Consider the following 22,200-nt stretch of genomic DNA (forward strand, 5'->3'; position numbering starts at 1 on the left):
GAACGTAGAAGCTGTCTTAAAATAAAAGACAGCTTCTAACTTGTTTTATAAAGTTATAAATAGAATAAAAGAAAACAGGTGAGATTATGGACTTTAAAATAGTAAATGACATACTAATTGATAACACGGATAAAACTAGATTAAGTAGAGGTACGGAATACTATAAAGATGGATATGTAGAAGAAGTAAAATATACAAATGAAGATAAAGTTTTGACTATTGAAGGTAGAGTAGCTTCAGAATTTCAAAATAGAGTTTATAATAGCTCAATAGTAATCGATTTAAAGAACAAAAGAGTCGCATCAGGTAGTTGTAATTGCCAAGATTGTATGAGTAGAAGTACATCTACTAATTTAGCTATATGCAAGCACATAGTAGCAATGACTATGTATGTAGTAAACTTATTAAAATCAGATGTAATAAGCAGTTTAAAGCAGACAACTTTTACAGTAAAAAATAAAAGCAAGGTTCATAGAAATAAAAATTTTATAAATAAAGAATTGTTAAATTACTTTAAAAGCAATTCTAAAGAGGAAGTTAATTTAGATATTAAACTAGAAATGGTAGGACCAAATACTATTTGTGCAGACTTTAAAATAGGTATTGATAAAATGTATGTACTTAAAAACTTAAGAGAGTTTGCTTTTGCAAGAGCTAATTCTAACAGTCTAGTGTATGGAGTTGATTTTGCTTATAATCCTATAGACAATTATTTTTCAGAAGAAGATGAAAAAGTAGTTGATATGATAGAAGAATATGGTTTAGGCCTTTCATATATTGCACCACAAAGAGAGCTTAGATATATGACATTATCAGGACCAAAAGTTAGAAGATTAATAGAAGCTTTAGAACATAGAGAATTTGATTTTAAATTTAGAAATATGTATTATACTCCAAGAGTAATAAGAGGAGAATTACCTATAAATATAGATTTAGAAATGGATGATGATAATATATTACTTAAAAATGAAGGGCCACTTCCAATTCCTATATCTCAAAAAGGAGATGTAGTTTTTTATAAAGGTGATATATACTTACTTAATTCTGAAAATGGTATATATTACAATAAATTATATAGTGTACTAGATGAGTTTAAGGAAATATCATTTACTAAAAGTGAAGTTAATGAGGTACTAAGTAATGTTATTCCAAAACTTAAAAAAATATGCAGTAATGTAAAAATCGATGAGAAGATAGAAAAAAACACTTCCGGAGAGTTAGAAGTTAAATTTTACTTTGACTTAGAAGATAGTAAAATAACTTGTGACCTTAAGTTTGAATATGAAGGCGAATCTGAAGGTAAATTTGTAATAAGAGATACTGTAAAAGAACAAGAAGCTATATATAGATTATATAGTAATTACTTTGAAAATTATAAAAATAAATATGTATTTAAAGGAAATGATGCACAATTATATGACTTTTTAAGTAAGGAAATAAATAGATTAAAAAATATAGGTGAAGTATACTATTCTGAAAAACTAAAAGAAAGAAAAATATATAATTCAGCTAATATTAAAGTAGGACTTGGAGAAGAAGTAAATCATTATTTAGAATTTAATTTTGAAATTGAAGGTGTAGATGAAAGCGAATATAAAAAAATAATAGACGCATTTAAAATTAATAAAAGATTTTACAAATTAGGAAATGGAAATTTTGTAAACTTAGAAGAAGCCGAAACTAAAGAAATGTTTAAGCTTATGGAAAGTTTAGGATTTACTGATAACTATAAAAATATGAAAATTCACACAAGTAAATCTTTATTTATAAATGATTTACTTACTGAAAAAAAGCTTCCTCATATAGATGGTATAGAAAAAACTAAAGAATTAGTAGATAAGTTTAAAAATCTTAAAAATTTATCTGTAGAAGTTCCAAGTAATTTAAATGCAAACCTTAGAGATTATCAGATTGATGCCTTAAGTTGGTTTGAAACTTTAGATTATTGTGGTTTTGGTGGTATTTTAGCAGATGAAATGGGATTAGGAAAAACTATACAAACAATAGCATTCTTATTATCTAAAGAAAATAAAAAGAGCTTAGTAGTAACTCCTACTTCACTTATACATAACTGGAAAAGTGAATTTGAAAAATTTGCACCAAGTATGAAAGTAGGAATAGCTCATGGTATAAAAAAAGAACGAGAAAAAGTAGTAGAGAGTATTAATGATTATGATGTAATATTAACTACTTATGGTTCCCTTAGAAATGATTTAGATAAATATGAAAATATAAACTTTGACTATTGTATTATAGATGAAGCTCAAAATATAAAAAATCCAACAGCTATGAGTACGGATGCAGTAAAATCTATAAAAGCTAATAATAGATTTGCCCTTACAGGAACTCCAATAGAAAATAATTTAATGGAGTTATGGTCTATCTTTGATTTTATAATGCCTGGATATTTATATAATTTAACTAAATTTAATGCAGTTTTTATAAGAGATGAAGGTCATATAGAAAATCTAAAAAGAATGATAAGGCCATTTATACTAAGAAGAACTAAAAAACAAGTTATAAAAGAACTTCCAGATAAAATAGAAAGACAATTTTTAGTTGAAATGGGTAAAGAACAAAGAAAAGTATATGGAGTATATGTAGAAGATATACAAAAAAAACTTAAAGAAAAGAAGAATATAAAAGATAAAATAACCGTATTTTCTTATTTAACAAAATTAAGACAACTTTGTTTAGACCCAAGTGTAATAATACAAGATTATAAAGGTAAAAGTGCCAAAACTGATGCATGTTTTGAAATTATAAAAGAATATACAGAAGAAAATAATAAGATATTAGTATTCTCACAATTTACAAGTGTACTTAAAAATATAGGAAAGAAATTATCTCAAAATAATATAAGCTATAGTTATTTAGATGGACAAACTAAGGCGATAGATAGAATAAAACTTGTAAATGAATTTAATGAAGGAAATGATAAAAAGGTATTTTTAATTTCTCTAAAAGCAGGAGGAACTGGTCTTAATTTAACTTCTGCAAATACAGTTATTCATTTTGATCCTTGGTGGAATCCATCAGTTGAAAATCAAGCAAGTGATAGAGCTCATAGATTTGGTCAAAAAGACGTTGTTGAAGTTATAAAGCTTATAGCCAAAGGAACTATAGAAGAAAAAATAGTTGAACTTCAAGAAAAGAAAAAGGAATTAATTGATGATATGATAGATGGAAATTTATCTGATGGAAGTGTATTAAAGAGTTTATCAGATGAGGATATACTCGATTTATTAAAGTAAAGAGGTAAATTTATGACAGATATTTTTATAGTAGAAGATGATAATGCTCTAAGTAGAGAAATCAGTTTAACCTTAAGTAAATGGGGATATAGTGTATGTGAAGTTAGAAATTTTGAAAATATAACTGATGAAGTTTTAGAAAAAAATCCAAAGCTTGTATTAATGGATATAAACTTACCTTGTTATGATGGATTTTATTGGTGCTTACAAATAAGAAACTTTTTAAAAGTTCCAATAATATTTATATCATCAAGAGATAACGATATGGATATTATAATGTCAATAAATATGGGAGGAGATGACTATATAACAAAGCCATTTTCACCCCAGATTTTAGTTGCAAAAATACAAGCAATACTTAGAAGAACATATTCTTATAACAGTGATATAAAAAATGAAATAATAAAATTTAAGGATGTAATATTAAATATTGTTGAAGGTAAAATTTATTATAAAAATAAAAATACAGATTTAACTAAAAATGAGTTGAAAATTATGAAGATACTTATGGAAAATCAGGAAAAAATAGTTAGTAGGGAAGAAATAATAGAAAATCTTTGGGATAGTGAAGAATTTATAAGTGAAAACACTTTAACAGTTAATATAAATAGACTTAGAAAAAAATTAGAAAGTATAGGCTTAGAAGAATTTATACTTACTAAAAAAGGACATGGATATATTATAAAATGAGATTTATAAATTATTTGAAAAATACAAAGGTAATTTTTATATTAATAATCTTAATAATGATAATAGTAAATTTAATTATAATTTTAGATCCTAATTTATCTAAAAGCACTGATAGCTTAATATATATGAATTTACTAGTTTCATTAACATCTATTATATTTTTATATTTAGATTATTTAAATTATAAAAAAAGAGTTAATAATTTTATTAATGCAGTAAGTGATTTTAATATAGAAAATTATGAACTGAAAGAAAGCTATGAATATAAAAGAGTTAAGAATATAATAGATAAAAATGAAGATGAAGTAAAATCTTTAAAAAAAGAATTAGAAGAAATAAATGATTATATGACTAATTGGATACATGAAGTGAAAATACCAATATCAGTTCTTGAGATAATTGGAAAGAGAGTAAGTGAAATAGAATATGGAAAAGATTTATCTAAACAAATAAAAGCTGAAGTTACTAGAATAGATAAATTAGTAGAACAAGCTATGTATTCAAGTAGAGCAGGAAATTATAATTCAGATTTTTTTATAAATGAAGTTAATTTAGAAAATATAGTTAAAGAGGTAATTAAGAAAAATAAATACCAATTTATATATAATAAAATAGAGTTAAATGTTTTAGACTTAAATAAAGTTATACTAACTGATAAAAAATGGATTACTCATATAATAGAATTAATAATTGATAATGCTATTAAATATAGTGAGAGTTATGGGAAAATAGAAATTTATACAATTGAAAATAAAAAAGGATTGGAACTGCATATAAAGGACTATGGAATAGGAATAGCACCACAAGATATTGATAGAGTATTTGACAAAGGTTTTACAGGTGTAAATGGAAGAAAAAGGACTAAATCTACAGGTATAGGACTTTATATAGCTAAGAATATATTAACAAAGTTAAGTCATGATATAAATATAATATCTAAACAAAATGAGTTTACTGATGTAATTATAACATTTTATAATTTATCTGATTACTTTAATACTATTGAATAATATTAATATTTACGGTAAACATCAATTTACATAAATTACGTAATATAAGATTTATTTTATAAGAAGAATAGGAGAATTAAAATTATGGTAAAAAATTTTGCTCATCGTGGATTTAGTGGAAAATACCCAGAAAATACTCTTTTAGCTTTTGAAAAAGCTATTGAGGTTGGTGTAGATGGAATGGAATTTGATGTTCAGCTAACAAAAGATGGAGAAGTTGTCATAATACATGATGAGACTATAGATCGTACTTCTGATGGTACTGGTAGAGTATGTGATTATACATATGATGAATTATTAAAATATGACTTTTCATGGAAGTACAGAGCACAGTTTGGAAAAATAAAATTACCTCTATTAAGAGAATATTTCGAACTAGTAAAGGATACTAACATAATATCCAATATAGAGTTAAAAAATAGTGTATATGACTATGAAAAACTAGAAGAGAAAGTATATGAACTAATAATTGAATATAACTTAAAAGATAAAGTTATTATATCATCATTTAATCATGAAAGTATTATAAGAATGAAAAATATAGATGATAGTATTAAATGTGGATTTTTATCTGATTGCTGGATGATGGAGCCAGGTAAATATACTAAAAATTATAATGTAGAATGCTACCATCCATCAGCATATTATCTTACTAAAGAAAAAGTAAATAAAATACAAAATGAAGGTATAGAAGTTAATGTTTGGTTAGGTAAAGAGAAAGTTAGTTATAAAAAATTAATAGAAATGGGAATAGACTCATTAATATCTGATGATCCTGATGTGATAAAAAAACTTGTAAATAGATAGTTATTTTATACTTAAAAAGGGTAATAGGGAGTAGAGAAAATGAAAGATAGACATAAGCCATTTGTACAAGAAGTAAAGAATTCAGATACTATGATAATATTTATACATGGTATAGTAGAAAGTCCATATCAATTTAGAAATCTTGCTCAAATTGCAATGGATAATAATATATCTGTTTGTGGAGTACTCCTTGCTGGTCATGGAAAAAGTGGAAAAGATTTTGTAAAAAGTAATTTAAATATGTGGAGAACTTCAATTGAAAGGGAAATTGAAAAGTATAAAACTAAATATAAAAATATAATACTAGTAGGACATTCAATGGGGGCATTATTATCTATTGAATTCTATTTAAAGTACAAGCAAAATATAAAATATATTGTTGCAATAGCAACACCGTTATGTATAAGAGTAAAATTTAATATTATAAGAAGCTGTATAAAAATAGCTCTAGGAATAATTCCTAAAGGTGATCTTTTAACAAGATATGCGTATGAAGCTATTAGTGTAAATGAAACAAATTTATTTAATTATATAAAATGGGCACCAAGATACATAGATTTATTTAAGCTAATAATAAAAGTTAGATTAAATTTAAATAATATAGATATACCAATGCTAATATTTCACTCTATGAACGATGAACTTGTAAGTTTAAAAAGTATAAAAATATATAAAAAGAGTTTTAAATACAATAATAAGTTAAATAATAAAAGTATTATAAAATTAGAAAGCTCAGGTCATTTCTATTATGATTATGATGATTTAGAAGTTTTAGAAAGTGAATTTAAATCATTTATATGATGAAATAAAAAAGTATCTTAAAATAAAAATTTTAAGATACTTTTTTATTATATAGATTCTATATATTTTACATTATTTTTATTAATAGAAACTGCACTACCGAGATCTCTTCCAGATAGTGTCAAGAATCCCGCATCTTCGTTTTTATTAAATTTATCCATCCATTCAATTAAAGATGAAAAATTTCGAATACTATCTTTTTCAATTATTCTCGTGAATCCGTTATTATAAGTTATTTTTATTTTATTTATATTTTTCAAAACAATCACACTCCTAGAAGAATTATACCCATATTTTCAATTTATTTAAACATATTACTCTTTATAAGACTAAAAAAGAAAAATATACAAATAATAACTTAAATAAATTATTTATACACAAGGAGGTAAAAATGAAAAGATTAAGCATTTTAGGTATAATATTTACTTTAATGTTAAACTTCAATATGACTGGATGTGCAAAAAGAAATAGTGAAGAAGTTGAAAAAACAACAAATGAAAGTATTCAAAACACACAATCAGAAACTGAAAAAGCAAATGAATTAAGTAAAGATGAGTACAAGGATTTATTAACTAAGAATTATGAAAAATATTTAGAACCTATAGATATAAAGGATGAAAGTGTAGATGATTTACTAGATAATAACAGTAACTTAAATAATGAAGAGTTAATAAAGAATTATGAAAATTTATTATCAGATAGTAAAAATAATATAGAATCATTTAAGAAATCTATAACAGGATTAAAAATAATTGATTCTAAATTACAAGAATTAAATAGTGATTTAATATCATACTCAGATAAAGCAATTGAAATAATAATAAAAAAACAAGATGATTTAAATTTAAAGAAAGAAGATTTATTAAAAGTGATAAAAACTCATTAATAAATTATTTAGATAGAGAATTAGATGACATAGATAATAATGATAATATTGATGATGTTTTAGATAAAATAGAAGATTTATTAGGTATAGATTTAAGTAAATAATTAAAAATAATAAGGAGTACTACATAAAACTAAGGAGGAAGTAAAATGGAATTAAAAAAATTATTAGCACTAGGATTAGCGTTAGGTTTATCAGTAGGATCAGTTGGTTGTACTAATAAAAAGGGTGAAACTACAACAGATAATAACACTAATACAACACAAAATAGCACTACAACACAAGATAATGGGTATTTAAATACAGAGTATGCAAATACTTACTCTGGTCTTTACACTAATAATATATCTCCTTTAAATAATTATGCAATGTATAGTAGTGTAGATGAAGTAAATAACGCTTATAAAACTAAAGAATACCCTGGTAATGAAAAATATTTATCAGAAGTAAAAGCAGCGTATCAAGATAGTAAAGAAAAATTACAAGCTTTTGTTAATGGATTAAAAAATGATGCAAAAACTGATGATGCAAAATTAAAAGAAGCAAATCAAGAGCTTATAGATGAAGGTGAAGATTTAATAGAAGAAATAGATGAAAAAATAAGTAGATTAGATACAATTCCTAAAGATGCATACAATAAGAGCCAAGATGAATTTATTAAATTAGTTGATGATACAACTAAAGTTGAAAATGATGTTAGATCTGAGTTTGATAAAATGATAAAAGATATGAATAATATGTTAGGAATAGATACTACATCTAATAATGGAAAAAACAAATAGTCTAAAAAGTGTGCAAAATAAAAATATTCAGAAAATATATTGACATATGGAAAAAAAAACTATAATATATAAATCATAGAAGTACAAAATAAAATAATTCCTTATCAAGAGAGGTGGAGGGACTGGCCCGATGAAACCCAGCAACCAGTATATTTTATATACAAGGTGCTAAATCCTGCAATTCATAAGAATTGAAAGATGAGTATAAACTGCTTACAAAAGCCTGAGTTTATACTCAGGCTTTTTAAATTTAAAGCGTTAATTGAATTATATTTGGGAGGAGTAAATATGATAAGCATTAAAAATGTAAACAAATATTATGGTGATACTAAGGTTTTGAATAATGTTAATATGGAAATTAAAAATGGGGAAATTTTTGGAATTATTGGCCATAGTGGAGCTGGAAAGTCAACGCTGCTTAGATGTATAAATGGCTTAGAGGACTATCAAGAAGGTTGCGTACTTGTAGGAGAGAAAGAAGTCAAATCATTAAAAGGAGAGGGACTTAGATTACTTAGAAAAGATTTAGGAATGATATTTCAACACTTTTCACTATTAGAAAGAAAGACGGTATTTGAAAATGTAGCCTTACCATTAGAATGTTTTAAATATTCTAAGAAAGAAAAAGAAGAAAGAGTAAAGGAATTATTAGACCTAGTAGGTTTAAGTGATAAAAGTAATATTAAACCAAGAAACTTAAGTGGAGGTCAAAAGCAAAGAGTAGCAATAGCAAGAGCATTAGCATTAAATCCAAAGGTTCTTCTTTGTGATGAAGCAACTTCAGCATTAGACCCAAATACTACAAAATCAATACTTAGTTTATTACAAGATATAAATAAAAAGTTTGGAATAACAATTATTATGGTAACTCACCAAATGGAAGTTATAAAGCAAATATGCACAAGAGTAGCAATAATGGAAGATGGTGAAGTTTTAGATATAAATGAAACAGAAGAAGTTTTTTTTAATGATAGTAAAGCACTTAGTAAGTTAATTGGGGAAGAAAATATAATTTTACCAAAAGGAACTAATATAAAAATATTATTCCCTAAAAATGTTTCTAACAGTTGTGTCATAACAAGTATGGCTAGAAATTTAGATATAGATTTCTCAATCGTATTTGGAAGGTTAGAGAAATTCAGAGATGAAATATTAGGGTCATTAATTATAAATGTATCTTCAGAATATGGAGATAGAGTTAAAGCATACTTAGAAAGTGAAGGGCTAAGATGGGAGGAGATAAACAATGAATCAAACTAGTTTAAGTACATTTTTAACAGAAATTTTAGGAGAAGCGTTCTTAGAAACATTATACATGATATTAGTACCAACAATACTTGCAACAATAATTGGATTTATATTAGCAATAACATTAGTTGTAACAAAGCCAAATGGATTAAAGCCTTGTAGTTTAATATATAAAGTATTAGGATTTATAGTTAATATTTTTAGAAGTTTCCCATTTATTATACTTATAGTTGCTTTAATTCCATTTACAAGACTAATAGTTGGCACATCAATAGGAGAAGAAGCTGCAATAGTTCCTATAACTGTTGGTGCAGCTCCATTTATAGCTAGAATAATAGAGAGTGCATTAAATGAAGTTGATTATGGATTAATAGAAGCTGCAAAATCATTTGGAGCTACTAAAACTCAAATAGTATTTAAAGTAATGATAAAAGAAGCAATGCCTTCTATTGTGTCAGGAATAACATTATCAGTAATTTCAATACTAGGATATACTGCAATGGCAGGTGCTGTTGGGGCTGGTGGACTTGGAAATGTAGCGCTTACTTATGGACATCAAAGATTTGATACAGCAGTAATGATTTACACAGTAATAACTCTTATAATAATTGTTCAAATAATACAAAGTTTAGGAAATTTAGCTTATAAAAAACTAAAATAGTATATAATAGGGGGATAAAATTATGAAATTAAAAAAATATTAGGATTAGGTTTGGGATTAGTGATAATGACATCAGTAGTGGGATGCTCCTTAGGTGAGAATAGTAGCAAAAAAGCAGATGCATCAGAAGATAAAACAATAGTTGTAGGTGCATCATCAACTCCTCATGCAGAAATACTAGATGCAATAAAACCTCTAGTAGAAGAAAAAGGATATAAATTAGATGTGAAAATATTTGATGATTACGTATTGCCAAATACAGCTTTATCTGAAGGGGCTTTAGATGCTAACTATTTTCAGCATATTCCATATTTAGAAGAAACAGTAAGCCAAAAAGGATATGATTTAACTTACTCTGTTAAGGTACATCTAGAACCAATGGGAGTGTACTCAAATAAACTAAAATCATTAGGTGAGTTAAAAGATAATTCAAAAATAGCAATACCAAATGACCCTACTAATGGATCAAGAGCTATACAATTATTAGCTGATAATGGATTAATAAAGGTTGATAATAAAGAATTATTAACAGTAAAAGATATATCTGAAAACAATAAAAATATAGAGTTTATAGAAGTAGAAGCAGCTCAACTTCCAAGCGTATTGCAAGATGTAGATGCAGCTGTAATAAATACAAATTATGCATTAAGCGCAAACTTAAATCCAACAGAGGATGCTATAGCAATAGAATCTTCAGATTCACCATATTCAAATGTATTAGCATGCAGAGAAGATAATAAGGAAAGTGAGAAGATAAAAGTTTTATCTGATGCTTTAACTAGCGATAAAGCAAAGAACTTTATTGAAGAAAAATATGAAGGTAGTATAATACCATCATTTTAGTAATTAATTCTTGAACTGGGATATTATTTTATTCCAGTTTTCTTCATACTATTATACATATTTAAAGTCGTGATATACTAAGTTTAAATACATTTATAAAGGAGATGCTACTTTGGATAAACATTTTTTTCAACAAGATGCAATAGAATTAGCTAAAAGTATTTTAGGTATGTATCTGATAAGAGAGTATGATGGAAAACAAATAGTAAGTAAAATTGTAGAAACAGAAAGTTATATGGGAATAAATGATAAAGCAGCTCACGTATATAAGGATAAAAAAACAAATAGGACAAAACCTTTATACTTAGAGGGAGGTCACATATATGTTTATTTAATTTATGGTATGTATTATTGTCTAAATATATCTGCAAATAAAGAAAATATACCCGAATGTGTTTTAATTAGAGCTGTGGAACCTATTGAAAATATAGATGAAATATCAGAAAATAGATATAAAAAAGAATATAAAGACTTAAATACATATCAAAGAAAAAATATTACAAATGGACCAGGAAAGCTTTGTATGGGACTAAAAATAGATAAAAGCTTAAATGAAAAAAGTATATTAGGAGATGAATTATACATAAGTGATTTTTATTATAAAAATAATGAAAAAATTTATGCAGATAATAACTTTGAAATTGAGATAGGAAAAAGAATAAATATAGATTATGCTCAAGAAGCTAAAGATTATCTTTGGAGATTTTATATAAAAAATAATAAATATGTTTCTGTAATTGAAAAAAATAAAACTGTGAGCAAGTAAAGCTCCCAGTTTTATTATAAAAGTTTAGTTGTAATAAATCTTATAACTATAGGTAAAACTGTTAATACAGTTGTTAATCTAGTAAGATGAAGTAAAGCAACAATATGTGTTTGTGCACCAAATGATTCAGACATAATAACCATATCTGTTAAACCACCAGGAGCTGAACTAAATAACGCAGTTGGCAAATCAAGTCCTGTAGTTTTATGTAATATAAGTCCTAAAATTATACTTAAAAAAGTTAATCCAATAACTAAGATTATAGATGGGATTATAAGTTTTTTTAGACCTAAAATAGAATCCATAGTAAAATTAAGTCCAATTATACAGCCAATAACTATTTGTGCAATAGTTTTGAAGTTAGAAGGAACGTAACCTTTACTGATAAAAACGTTATATATACCAACAGAAATCATAGACCCAATCATAGCTCCTGCAGGAATTTTTAACTTAACCCCAATTACTCCTCCAATAGAGCCAATAGCTAAAGTGTATATTATTTTGTCTAATCCAATAGCCGAGCTTAAAATAGCCTTATCCATATATATCCTCCTAGATTATGTCATTAATTTTGATTATACAATACAAGTATTCATTTTGCTACATAAAACACTTTAAGAACACTAAATAATATTGTAATATATATATGGATTATAATTTTTTAAGGAGTGTAAAATGGAAACTGTATTTAAAAAAATAGACGTTACAGACTTAAGACCAATAAGAGAAGTAGTTTTAGATGAAATAAGAAGTGCAATCTTTGAAAATAAAATAAAGCCTGGAGATAGATTAGTAGAAAATGTAATTGCATCTAGCATGGGTATAAGTAGAACGCCTGTAAGAGAAGCTTTAAGACAATTAGAGATAGAAGGATTAGCAGTAAATATTCCAAGAAGAGGTACATTAGTAAAAGGAATTTCAAAGGAAGATGCTATGGAAATTTACGATTTAAGGGAAGTTTTAGAAGGGTTAGCAGTAAGGCTAGCTTGTTTAAACATATCTAGAAGAGAAATAAATCGTTTAAAAGAAATTATAGATATAATGAAAGAAACTATGAATGAAGAAAATTATGATGAATATATGAAAGCACATACTGAATATAATGATATAATTATGTCAGCTAGTAAAAATAAAAGATTATTATCACAAATAGAAAATATATATGAATACTTAAAAAGCTTAAGAAAAGTAGGATTACATGCAATAGAGAAAAGATCGGATATTTTAGAAGAGCATATAAAAATAGTACAAGCAATTGACAAAGGTAATGAATATTTAGCAGAGGAAGAAGCTAGAAAGCATGTTAGAAATGCTAAAAAGAGATTTATTGAATCAACTAAATAATATATAGAGAGTTAACGATATAATTACTTGTTAACTCTATTTTTTTATATATAAAATTTTAAAAATTTATATCTATAAATGATATAATAAAAAGAAATTGGAATAAAATGAAATTTAATATTTTAAGGAGGTTAAATATGAAAAGGATAGGATTTATAGGTGCAGGGAATATGGCATCTGCGATAATTGGAGGTATAATTAATTCTAAATTATTAAATACAGATCAAATAATAGCTTCAGCTTTAAGTGAATCTACATTAGAAAGAATAAAAATAGATTTTGGAATAGAGACTACTAAGGATTCAAAGGAAGTAGTTAAAAATTCAGATATAATTGTAGTTGCTGTTAAACCCAATATTTATGATATAGTACTAGAAGAAGTTAAAGAATTTATAGATGATGAAAAATTAATAGTAACAATAGCTGCAGGAAAAAGTATAGAGTCAGTAGAAGCAGTTATAGGAAGTGATAAAAAAATAATTAGAACTATGCCAAATACACCAGCTTTAGTGAATGAAGGAATGTCTGCTATTTGCCCAAATAAAAATATAACAAAAGAAGATTTAGATTTAGTAATAGAATTGTTTAATTCATTTGGAAAATCTGAAGTAGTTAAAGAATCTTTAATCGATTCAGTAATAGGAGTGAGTGGTTCATCACCTGCATATGTATTTATGTTTATAGAAGCATTAGCTGATGGAGCAGTAAAAGAAGGTATGCCAAGAAATCAAGCGTATAAGTTTGCAGCACAAGCTGTTATGGGTTCTGCAAAGATGGTTTTAGAAAGTGGAAAACATCCAGGTGAATTAAAGGATATGGTTTGTTCTCCAGGTGGAACAACTATAGATGCTGTTGCTGTATTAGAAGAAGAAAATCTGAGAGCATCTGTTATAAAAGCTGTAAGTAAGGCTGCAAAAAAATCAAAAAAAATGAGTAAATAATAAAAGGGGATCATAATGTTTGATAGCGATAAAATAATTGAGATAAAAAATTTAAAAATGAGCTATGGAGAAAAAGAAGTATTAAAAGGTATTAATTTAGATATAAATAAAGGGCAAATTATAGGATATATTGGTCCGAATGGTGCGGGAAAAAGTACTACTATAAAAATAATTTTAGGTATTATAGATGGTTATGACGGAGAAATAAAATTATTTGGAAGAAATATCAAAGAAAAAGAATTTGAATACAAAAACAAAATAGGTTATGTTCCAGAAGTTGTAAAAGTATATGAAAGCTTAACTGCAAGGGAGTATTTGACATTTATAGGTCAACTATACGGACTAGATTATAAAAAGTGTGATGATAAATCTAGAAAGCTTATGAATGTTTTAGGAATAGGAGAAGCATATGAAAGTAGAATATCATCCTACTCAAAAGGTATGAAACAAAAGGTAGCTATAATATCTTCATTATTGCATAATCCAGATATATTATTTCTAGATGAACCATTAAGTGGTTTAGATGCAAATAGTGTTCTTCTTATTAAAGAAATAATAAGCAAATTAAAAGAAGATGGAAAAACTATTTTTTACTCATCTCACATTATGGAAGTTGTAGAAAAGATAAGCGATAGAATAATAGTTTTAAATGATGGAAATATAGCTGCAGATGGTAATTTTGAAGAGATAAAAAGCGCTAGCTTTGATGGATCTTTAGAAGAAATATTTAATAATATAACTGGATTTGATGAGCATGATAACCTATCAACACAGTTTATAGATATTTTAAATGAGGTGTAGAATATGAAAAATTATTTTACACTTAGAATATTAGATTTATTTAAAGGTATTTATACAAAGTTTGGTGTTGATTATAATACTATGAGATTAATTCTTCAAGTAAAGCTTACATTAGATAGTAGAAGGGTTCCTAATACTATAGATAATAGTAAAAATTTAAAAGAAAAAAACTATTTTTATAGTTCATTAATTGTATATGCTATATTAGGTGTTATGTATATACCAATGTTATTTATGAATATTGATATAAGACTAAAAATGACGATGTATTTTTCATGTTTTATGATTTTATTATTAACTATATTAATATCAGATTTTTCAAGTGTTATACTAGATATTGATGATAAAGATATAATCGGAATAAGAGGAATAGATTCAAAAACTTTAAATGCAGCGAAAACCACACATATATTTATATACATATTTACTTTAAGTTTGGCTTTATGTGGATTTAGCATGATTGTATTTTTAAGATTTGGAATTAAAAACTTTTTACTATTTTTATTTAGTATTGCTCTTATAGATATATTAATGATAGTAATAACAGCTATTTTATATTTAATAATTCTTAGGCTATTTAAAGGAGAAAAGCTTAAAGATATGTTAAATACATTCCAAATAGGATTCTTATTACTATTTACAATTGGATATCAATTTATAATTAGAAGCTTTGATTATATGAACATAGACTTTGTATATAATTCATCATGGTGGAATATATTTTTTGTACCAATGTATTTTGCATCTAACTTTAAACTTATACAAGGTAATGATATTGACACTATGACTATAATATTAAGTATATTATCAATAATAGTACCAATAGTATCTTTATTTATATATAAAAGATTAGTACCGGTATTTGAAGAAAGTTTACAAAAGTTAAATGATAATTATTATAAAATTAAAGTAAAAAAAGATCCTTTAAGATTTAAGATTAGCAAATATATTTGCAAAGATAAAGAAGAAAGAGCTATATTTAATTTTGTTTATAATGTATTAGATAAGGATAGAACGTTTAAAACAAAGGTATATCCATCTTTAGCATTAGGAACATTTATGCCTTTAATTATGATATTTACTTCATATGATAATAGTGGTATATTTAATTATTTAAGTGAAATAAAAGGAAGCTATTTATTTTTAAGTGGTTACTTTGCAGTAGTAATAATGCAAAATATAGTATCCATGGTTGGATATTCAAATGAATATGAAGGAGCATGGATATATGAAATACTTCCTATCAAAAATAAAAGAAATATATATACTGGAATGTTTAAAAGTAGTTTAATTAAATTATTTTTACCATCATTTATATTACTAAGTATAATATTTGCTTTTATATTCGGCATATCAGTTATAAAACATATGATAGTACTTCTTTTATCAGGAATACTTGTATCAATGGCAACATTTAAACTAAATGAAAAAAGTCTTCCATTTTCTAAGCCATATAATGTTGCAAATTCATCTAAAAATATGTTTGTAGTTTTTAAAGCTATGTTTATAACTTTAATTTTAGTAGGAATTCATTTTGGTATATGTATTACAAAGCAAAGTATTTTTATTTATGGCTATTCATTCTTATTAGTAGGATTAATCGCATTGCTTTGGAATAAAGTATTTACAGTAAAATAAAAACTTTATATAAAAACATATTGAAAAAAAGACTATTTTAATCATACTATGTAAGTATGTGAGAAATAGTCTTTTTTTTAAAACTTTTTTGTGAAAAATAGAGTCTAATAGGTGAATATAAAATTAAATAATTAGAAGAGGGGATATAATGGAGGAGATAATCTTAGTCAAAAGGGCCATAAAGGGGGACCGAAAGGCATTTGAAGAATTAATACATATATATTCAGATAGATTATATAGAGAAGCTTATATACGATGTAAGCATGAAGATGATGCAAAGGAAATAATTCAAGAAACAATTTATAAAGCTTATAGAAATATAAGCTCACTAAAAGAGCCTAAATATTTTAAAACTTGGATAAGTAGAATTCTTATAAATACTTCTAATGACTATATAAGCAAAATTGGGATGATTGATTTAGAACACGATGAAAGTTCATATATAAAAGAAATAATAGTAGATGATAAAATAGAAACAAAAATAGATTTATATAATGCTATAGATGAATTAGAAGATAAATATAAAGATGCAATAATATTAAGATATATACATGATATGAAAATTGAAGAAGTATCTAAAGTATTAAATAGGCCTATTAATACTATAAAGACCCACCTTAGAAAAGCAATTTTTGATATGAAAAATCTATTAAAGGAGGGATATAGTAATGAGTAAAAACAATAAGATAATAAATGATAAATCAGGCAATGAAATTGAAAATATAAGTTTAGAAGAATTAGATTTAGAAATGAATGAATTTTATATAGATAAAGAAAAAATTAACTCAATTAAAGCACCTAATGATATGAAGATTTGGATAAAGGAATCTATAGATAAAGCTGAGTTAGATATAAAGAAAAGTAAAAATAAAAAAAGATTAGTAGCAAGTGCGGCGAGTATATTTATTATTTTTAGCGTAGGTGTATATAACCCTGCATTAGCTCATAAAATACCTATTTTAGAAATGGCGTTAAGAAATATAAATTCAACTTTGAAAATTGATGAACTAGCATATAGGTTAGGAATAGATAATATAGTTCCCAAAGCTACTTTAGACAAAGATAATAAAATAAAGTTTGTTAAACCTATAAAATATAAAGTAAATAATGTAGATAATATAAGTGAAGATCAAGAAGATGAGATATTAAGTAGTATTAATGATAACTCAGAAAGCCCTAAAAGTGAATATTTAGCAGTTCAGTTTATACATAAAATGTCAAATAGTATAATAAACCCTATAGACAATAAAAAGTATGGAAATATAGAGATAACACCAAAAAGTATAGAACTAGCAATTAGTGGATTAGAATATATTAAAAATAATGAGGCAAGGAATTATTTATATGCAGAACTTAATAAGTGGAAAAAGGGTGAATTTAGAAATGCTGTAGAAGTTCATAACTATGTATGGAATATATTAGATGGACAAGTTGGTAAAGCTATATCTATAAATGAAGAAAGGATAGAAGATATAATTAATAATTACTTTAATAATTAATAAGGGGGAGAACTAAATGAAATTAAAGAGAATTATTTTATTAATAAGCATTATAAGTTTTACGATGATTTTTTTAGTAGGATGTGGCACTAAAGATAAAGTACAAAGCAGTATAAACAATTATGTACAATTACTAAATGAAAAAAAGTATGATGAATTTTATGAAGGATTATCAAAAAAATCTAAAGAATATATTGAAACTGAGTATGGGGGTAAAGAAGGATTTATAAATAAATATACATCAATTTATTCTGCTATGAATGTAAGTAATATTAAAATAGCATTAAAAGAAAGTAAGGAAAATTTACAAGTCCCTATAAGTATTAGCATGGATACATCTGCTGGACAGTTAAAATATGATGATTTAATTATAAAATTAGAAAAAGAAGATAATGAATATAAAATATCTTGGAGTGAGAGTCTTATATTACCTAACATGATTCAAGGAGATAAAATAAGAGTTCAAATATATAACGGAAGTAGAGGAAGAATATTAGATAGAGATGGAAATATACTTGCATACGATGGAGAAGTTAATTATATATATATAAATCCAAAAACTTTTGATAAGAGTAATGTAAGTAATTTAGCTAGTATTTTAGATATTAGCGAAGAATATATACAAAATAAGTTAGATAGTAATTCAAATCCAGACCACCTAATATTTATTGTAAAAGTTTCAAAGTATGATGAAGAAAAGGCAAGTAAAGCACTTGAAATAGAGGGGGTTAATGTACAAGTAGGAATATCAAGAGTCTATGCACAAGGTGAGGCATTTGGTAGTTTACTTGGTTATATTGGAAATATAACAGCTGAAGAATTAGAAAAAAATTCAGATAAAGGTTACACTGCAAGTAGTCAGATAGGTAAAAATGGATTAGAACAAGTATATGAAGAGAAGTTAAGAAGTAAAGATGGAGTACATATTTATATAGAAAGAGGAGAAGAAAAAATTACTGTAGCCAAAACAGATTCTAAAGATGGAGAATATATACAATTGGCCATAGATTCAAAGCTTCAGCAAGAAATATATAATCAAATGGATAATGAAAAAGGTGCATCTATTGCAATGAATTCTACTACAGGAGAAGTATTAGCTATGGTAAGTTCACCTTCATATGATTCAAATACATTGGTAAGTTACAAAACTAAAACTATAGCTAAAGAGTTGGAAGAAAGCAAAAATGCAGAGTTTGATAATAGAGCAAATAATGCGTACTCTCCAGGGTCTACAATGAAGCTTATAACAGCAGCAATTGGTCTTGAAAATAATGTAATAAATCCAAATGAAAAAATGAGCATAAAAGGATTAACTTGGCAAAATTCTTCTTCTTGGGGAAATTATAAAGTAAGTAGAGTAAAAGATATAGATTCAGTTGGTTTATATGAGGCAACAATATATTCTGATAATATATACTTTGCTGATAAAGCTATCAAGTTAGGACGCGAAAAATTTATATCAGGTGCTAAGAAGTTTGGAATAGGAGCAGATATAAAATTTGAATATCCTATGGCTAAATCACAAATTTCTAATAGTGGAAGTATAGAAGATGAAATACTACTAGCAGATACGGGTTATGGTCAAGGAGAAGTACTTACCACTCCTCTTGAAGTAACTATGGCATATAGTTCATTGGCTAATGGTGGAAAAATAATGGCGCCTAGACTAGTTATAAGTGAAAATAGTGAACCTAATATATATAGTGAAGCTATATCAAAAGATTTTTTAGAAGAATTAAAAAAAGATTTTTCTGGAGTAATAAATGATCCTAATGGAAGTGGATATTTATGTAAAATAGATGGAGTTAATCTAGCAGGGAAGACTGGAACTGCAGAAATAAAATCTAGTAAAGATGATAATAATGGGAATGAAAATAGTTGGTTTGTAGCAGTAGATCTAGATAATTCAAAATTATCAATAGCTATGGTAATGGAAGATATGAAGGATAAATCTACATCTTCATATTTAGTTCCAAAAGTAAAAAATGTAATAAAAAGCTACTTAAATAGATAATTTATTAATTTAAAATTAGTATAGTTGATAGAATATAGAAGAAAATATATTTACGAAAATAAATATATAGGAGAATGAAAATGAAAGATTTAAAAATAATATTATCAACTATACTAGTTATGTTTTTTATAGTTTTAAGTAACTCATATGCACAAGAAAAGAATGATTTAAGTGCAAATAATATGTTTACAATAGAAGTTAAGAGTATAAATGAAGAAAGTGAATTCTTTAAAGCAAATATAAAATATCCATTTTTAAAAATTAAAGAAAATTATAATGATAAAAATACTATCAAAGTAATTAATAAAATTAATGAGGATATAGAAAAATACGTATTAAATTTTAAAGAAGAGATAGAAAACAGTCTAAAAAATATGAAAATGAATATACAAATGATCTTTCAAAAGATAAAAATCAACAATATGTAAAATATCAGTATGAAGCGTATTCAGAGTACGATGTTACTTATAATAAAAATAATATTATCTCAATACCTTTAACTACATATAATTTCACAGGAGGAGCTCATGGGATAACTTATTTAAAATCATTTAATTACAATTTACTTACTGGAGATAAAATTTTATTAAGTGATATGTTTAAAAAAGATGTAGATTATAAAAAAGTAATTAATGATTATATAAATTCAGAAATAAATAAAAATAAAGAGTTATACTTTACAGGAAAAGAAGGGTTTAATGGGATATCTGATAATCAAGATTTTTATATTGAAGATGATGGAATTGTGATTTATTTCCAAGTTTATGATATAGCACCATATTATGTTGGAATTCCAAAGTTTAAAATTGACAATAATCAATTTAAAAAATACTTAAATATATAAAAAAGACAGATAATAAAATCTGTCTTTTTTTATTTTAGTTATTTTATTGTTCTGTAGCATGTTCACTATCAGAAGGATTTACTGTATCATTATTGTTTGAGTTATCTACATCTTCAGATGGATTTTCAACTGTACCATTTTGAGTTGATGAAGAATCTGGTTGAACATTTTCATAGGTAGTAGAGTTTTGTTCTAATGAATTAACATCACTATCATTAGATTCTTCTGTAGTAGAAGTATTACTATCCACATTATTAGAATCATTATTATCAAACAATCCTGTAAACCAATTCCAAATTTTTGCAAAGAATCCTTCTACTTGTTCACTTGAAGGTAAGTTTATAGCATCCTTATCTGTAGCATCTATAACTGCATTATCTCCAAGTAGAGTATCGTTAGTATTTTCAAGTATACCTAAATCTTTGTTTCCTTCAAATATACCAGACACCCACTGACCGATACCACTAAACCAATTTTTTATAGAGTCGAAAAATCCTGGTTTTATTTCTCCAGCAGCGATTAAACTATCATTTACGTTATCTTTAACGCTATTTAAAGCATTTTTTATGCTATTATAATCATAATCTTGTTGTGCTATTTTAGCCATTAATTCCTCTATTTGTTTTTGTTGTTCACTTGTTAAAGTTATATTATAGTTATTAGTAATATTATTTATAGTCTCAGCTATTTGAACAGTATCACTAGTGTTGTTCTTTATTATTTCTGTTTTTATATCATTAATAATTCCTGTAGCTTTATCTTGACCAGATTCTCCACCTATTTCATCAGCTAAATCACCAGTTATTATTAATTCTTCTGATGCAATTTCCTTTTTATCTTCATCTAAAGGCTCTCCAGTTGCATCTTCAAAAGCCTTCATTATACCTGTCATCATTCCTGTTCCTGATACAGGGAATGGAGCCGCAGCAACTACGTTAGCATCTTCTATACCAACTGTTGACATTATACTTGCTATCATAGAACTTGTAGCCCAAGTTATATTTGCAGTTTTAACATTGATACCACTACCAGACTTAGTAGGCTCAACATAAGCACAAGAATAAGTTTTTTTACCTAGCTGTGCTTCAGTAGCAACACCTTCAAGATACTTTCTTTCTTCTTGGTTATTTACTTCTACTATTACAACTTCATTTTCATTAACACCAAAATACTTTAACATAGTAGCTCTTTGTTCAGTACTTAAGTTTGCACCTAGAGTAACAACTCTAGTTCCATCAGCAAATGCAAAATTTATGCTTCCTAAAAATAAAGCACCACAAAGTAATAAGGAAGTTATTTTATTTTTTAATTTCATACTCAATCTCCTTTAATTTATCGTACAAACAATGTATACGATTTGTTATCAGAATT

The 22,200-nt window shown here is 25.7% G+C and carries 23 protein-coding genes, 1 pseudogene and 1 riboswitch; of the genes and pseudogenes, 21 read left to right on the forward strand and 3 right to left on the reverse strand.

Annotated elements, in window-relative coordinates:
* The first annotated feature begins 86 nt into the window (after window positions 1-86).
* From EIH23_RS03535 to EIH23_RS03555, 5 genes are all read left to right on the forward strand, one after another.
* Window positions 87-3,254 (forward strand): DEAD/DEAH box helicase, encoded by a 3,168-nt coding sequence (locus EIH23_RS03535; RefSeq protein WP_122638836.1) that lies wholly within the window; start codon window positions 87-89, stop codon window positions 3,252-3,254.
* A gap of 12 nt (window positions 3,255-3,266) precedes the next feature.
* Window positions 3,267-3,944 carry a response regulator transcription factor gene (locus EIH23_RS03540; protein ID WP_122638837.1) on the forward strand — a complete coding sequence of 226 codons (678 nt, stop codon included), beginning with the start codon at window positions 3,267-3,269 and terminating at the stop codon, window positions 3,942-3,944.
* Window positions 3,941-4,954 (forward strand): sensor histidine kinase, encoded by a 1,014-nt coding sequence (locus tag EIH23_RS03545; RefSeq protein ID WP_122638838.1) that lies wholly within the window; start codon window positions 3,941-3,943, stop codon window positions 4,952-4,954. Before EIH23_RS03540 ends, EIH23_RS03545 begins: the two co-directional genes overlap by 4 nt.
* Window positions 4,955-5,038: 84 nt before the next feature.
* On the forward strand, window positions 5,039-5,761 hold the full coding sequence (locus tag EIH23_RS03550) for a glycerophosphodiester phosphodiesterase (protein ID WP_122638839.1): 723 nt from the start codon (window positions 5,039-5,041) through the stop codon (window positions 5,759-5,761).
* A gap of 39 nt (window positions 5,762-5,800) precedes the next feature.
* The gene (locus EIH23_RS03555) at window positions 5,801-6,562 is read left to right on the forward strand and encodes an alpha/beta hydrolase (RefSeq protein WP_122638840.1); all 762 of its coding nucleotides are present in this window, start codon (window positions 5,801-5,803) and stop codon (window positions 6,560-6,562) included.
* Window positions 6,563-6,609: 47 nt separating this feature from the next.
* On the opposite strand, the gene EIH23_RS03560 is transcribed toward EIH23_RS03555, so the two are convergent.
* Entirely contained in the window at window positions 6,610-6,831 is a 222-nt protein-coding gene (locus tag EIH23_RS03560) for a hypothetical protein (RefSeq protein ID WP_124097558.1), read from the reverse strand.
* Between the two features lie 122 nt (window positions 6,832-6,953).
* Between EIH23_RS03560 and EIH23_RS03565 the strand changes: the two genes are divergently transcribed.
* The 6 genes from EIH23_RS03565 to EIH23_RS03590 all read left to right on the forward strand — a co-directional run bounded on the left by EIH23_RS03565 (window position 6,954) and on the right by EIH23_RS03590 (window position 11,748).
* Window positions 6,954-7,448 carry a hypothetical protein gene (locus tag EIH23_RS03565; protein WP_122638842.1) on the forward strand — a complete coding sequence of 165 codons (495 nt, stop codon included), beginning with the start codon at window positions 6,954-6,956 and terminating at the stop codon, window positions 7,446-7,448.
* Between the two features lie 149 nt (window positions 7,449-7,597).
* On the forward strand, window positions 7,598-8,230 hold the full coding sequence (locus tag EIH23_RS03570) for a hypothetical protein (RefSeq protein ID WP_122638843.1): 633 nt from the start codon (window positions 7,598-7,600) through the stop codon (window positions 8,228-8,230).
* Window positions 8,231-8,328: 98 nt separating this feature from the next.
* Window positions 8,329-8,435, forward strand: a riboswitch (SAM riboswitch).
* 83 nt (window positions 8,436-8,518) lie between these two features.
* The gene (locus EIH23_RS03575) at window positions 8,519-9,490 is read left to right on the forward strand and encodes a methionine ABC transporter ATP-binding protein (RefSeq protein ID WP_122638844.1); all 972 of its coding nucleotides are present in this window, start codon (window positions 8,519-8,521) and stop codon (window positions 9,488-9,490) included.
* The gene (locus tag EIH23_RS03580) at window positions 9,477-10,139 is read left to right on the forward strand and encodes a methionine ABC transporter permease (RefSeq protein WP_122638845.1); all 663 of its coding nucleotides are present in this window, start codon (window positions 9,477-9,479) and stop codon (window positions 10,137-10,139) included. The genes EIH23_RS03575 and EIH23_RS03580 overlap by 14 nt, the downstream gene beginning before the upstream one ends.
* Window positions 10,140-10,205: 66 nt before the next feature.
* Window positions 10,206-10,982 (forward strand): MetQ/NlpA family ABC transporter substrate-binding protein, encoded by a 777-nt coding sequence (locus EIH23_RS03585; RefSeq protein WP_122638846.1) that lies wholly within the window; start codon window positions 10,206-10,208, stop codon window positions 10,980-10,982.
* A gap of 112 nt (window positions 10,983-11,094) precedes the next feature.
* Complete coding sequence (locus EIH23_RS03590; RefSeq protein WP_122638847.1) at window positions 11,095-11,748, forward strand: DNA-3-methyladenine glycosylase; 654 nt, start codon at window positions 11,095-11,097, stop codon at window positions 11,746-11,748.
* Between the two features lie 14 nt (window positions 11,749-11,762).
* On the opposite strand, the gene EIH23_RS03595 is transcribed toward EIH23_RS03590, so the two are convergent.
* Window positions 11,763-12,290: an AbrB family transcriptional regulator gene (locus EIH23_RS03595; protein WP_122638848.1), complete on the reverse strand. Its 528-nt coding sequence runs from the start codon at window positions 12,288-12,290 to the stop codon at window positions 11,763-11,765.
* A 133-nt stretch (window positions 12,291-12,423) separates the two neighbouring features.
* On the opposite strand from EIH23_RS03595, the gene EIH23_RS03600 reads away from it, so the two are divergent.
* From EIH23_RS03600 to EIH23_RS03645, 10 genes and pseudogenes are all read left to right on the forward strand, one after another.
* A complete protein-coding gene (locus tag EIH23_RS03600; protein ID WP_122638849.1) occupies window positions 12,424-13,092 on the forward strand; it encodes a GntR family transcriptional regulator in 669 nt (222 codons plus the stop codon).
* Window positions 13,093-13,229: 137 nt separating this feature from the next.
* Window positions 13,230-14,033, forward strand: a complete 804-nt coding sequence (gene proC, locus EIH23_RS03605) for a pyrroline-5-carboxylate reductase (protein ID WP_122638850.1) — start codon at window positions 13,230-13,232, stop codon at window positions 14,031-14,033.
* A gap of 15 nt (window positions 14,034-14,048) precedes the next feature.
* On the forward strand, window positions 14,049-14,834 hold the full coding sequence (locus EIH23_RS03610; protein ID WP_122638851.1) for an ABC transporter ATP-binding protein: 786 nt from the start codon (window positions 14,049-14,051) through the stop codon (window positions 14,832-14,834).
* A 3-nt stretch (window positions 14,835-14,837) separates the two neighbouring features.
* Window positions 14,838-16,472 (forward strand): hypothetical protein, encoded by a 1,635-nt coding sequence (locus EIH23_RS03615; RefSeq protein WP_122638852.1) that lies wholly within the window; start codon window positions 14,838-14,840, stop codon window positions 16,470-16,472.
* A 148-nt stretch (window positions 16,473-16,620) separates the two neighbouring features.
* A complete protein-coding gene (locus EIH23_RS03620; protein ID WP_122638853.1) occupies window positions 16,621-17,148 on the forward strand; it encodes a sigma-70 family RNA polymerase sigma factor in 528 nt (175 codons plus the stop codon).
* Complete coding sequence (locus EIH23_RS03625; protein ID WP_122638854.1) at window positions 17,141-17,971, forward strand: DUF6241 domain-containing protein; 831 nt, start codon at window positions 17,141-17,143, stop codon at window positions 17,969-17,971. The genes EIH23_RS03620 and EIH23_RS03625 overlap by 8 nt, the downstream gene beginning before the upstream one ends.
* Before the next feature lie 16 nt (window positions 17,972-17,987).
* Entirely contained in the window at window positions 17,988-19,985 is a 1,998-nt protein-coding gene (locus EIH23_RS03630) for a penicillin-binding transpeptidase domain-containing protein (protein ID WP_122638855.1), read from the forward strand.
* Window positions 19,986-20,065: 80 nt separating this feature from the next.
* On the forward strand, window positions 20,066-20,413 hold the full coding sequence (locus EIH23_RS03635; RefSeq protein WP_122638856.1) for a hypothetical protein: 348 nt from the start codon (window positions 20,066-20,068) through the stop codon (window positions 20,411-20,413).
* Window positions 20,404-20,463: pseudogene (locus EIH23_RS17170) on the forward strand (hypothetical protein); the annotation flags it as partial. The gene EIH23_RS03635 and the pseudogene EIH23_RS17170, both read left to right, overlap by 10 nt.
* Before the next feature lie 117 nt (window positions 20,464-20,580).
* Window positions 20,581-20,829 carry an RsiV family protein gene (locus EIH23_RS03645; RefSeq protein WP_122638857.1) on the forward strand — a complete coding sequence of 83 codons (249 nt, stop codon included), beginning with the start codon at window positions 20,581-20,583 and terminating at the stop codon, window positions 20,827-20,829.
* A 43-nt stretch (window positions 20,830-20,872) separates the two neighbouring features.
* On the opposite strand, the gene EIH23_RS03650 is transcribed toward EIH23_RS03645, so the two are convergent.
* Window positions 20,873-22,144 carry a DUF1002 domain-containing protein gene (locus tag EIH23_RS03650; RefSeq protein WP_122638858.1) on the reverse strand — a complete coding sequence of 424 codons (1,272 nt, stop codon included), beginning with the start codon at window positions 22,142-22,144 and terminating at the stop codon, window positions 20,873-20,875.
* Between the last annotated feature and the right edge of the window lie 56 nt (window positions 22,145-22,200).

It is taken from the genome of Romboutsia sp. Marseille-P6047 (assembly GCF_900604535.1).
Classification (GTDB): Bacteria; Bacillota; Clostridia; order Peptostreptococcales; family Peptostreptococcaceae; genus Romboutsia_E.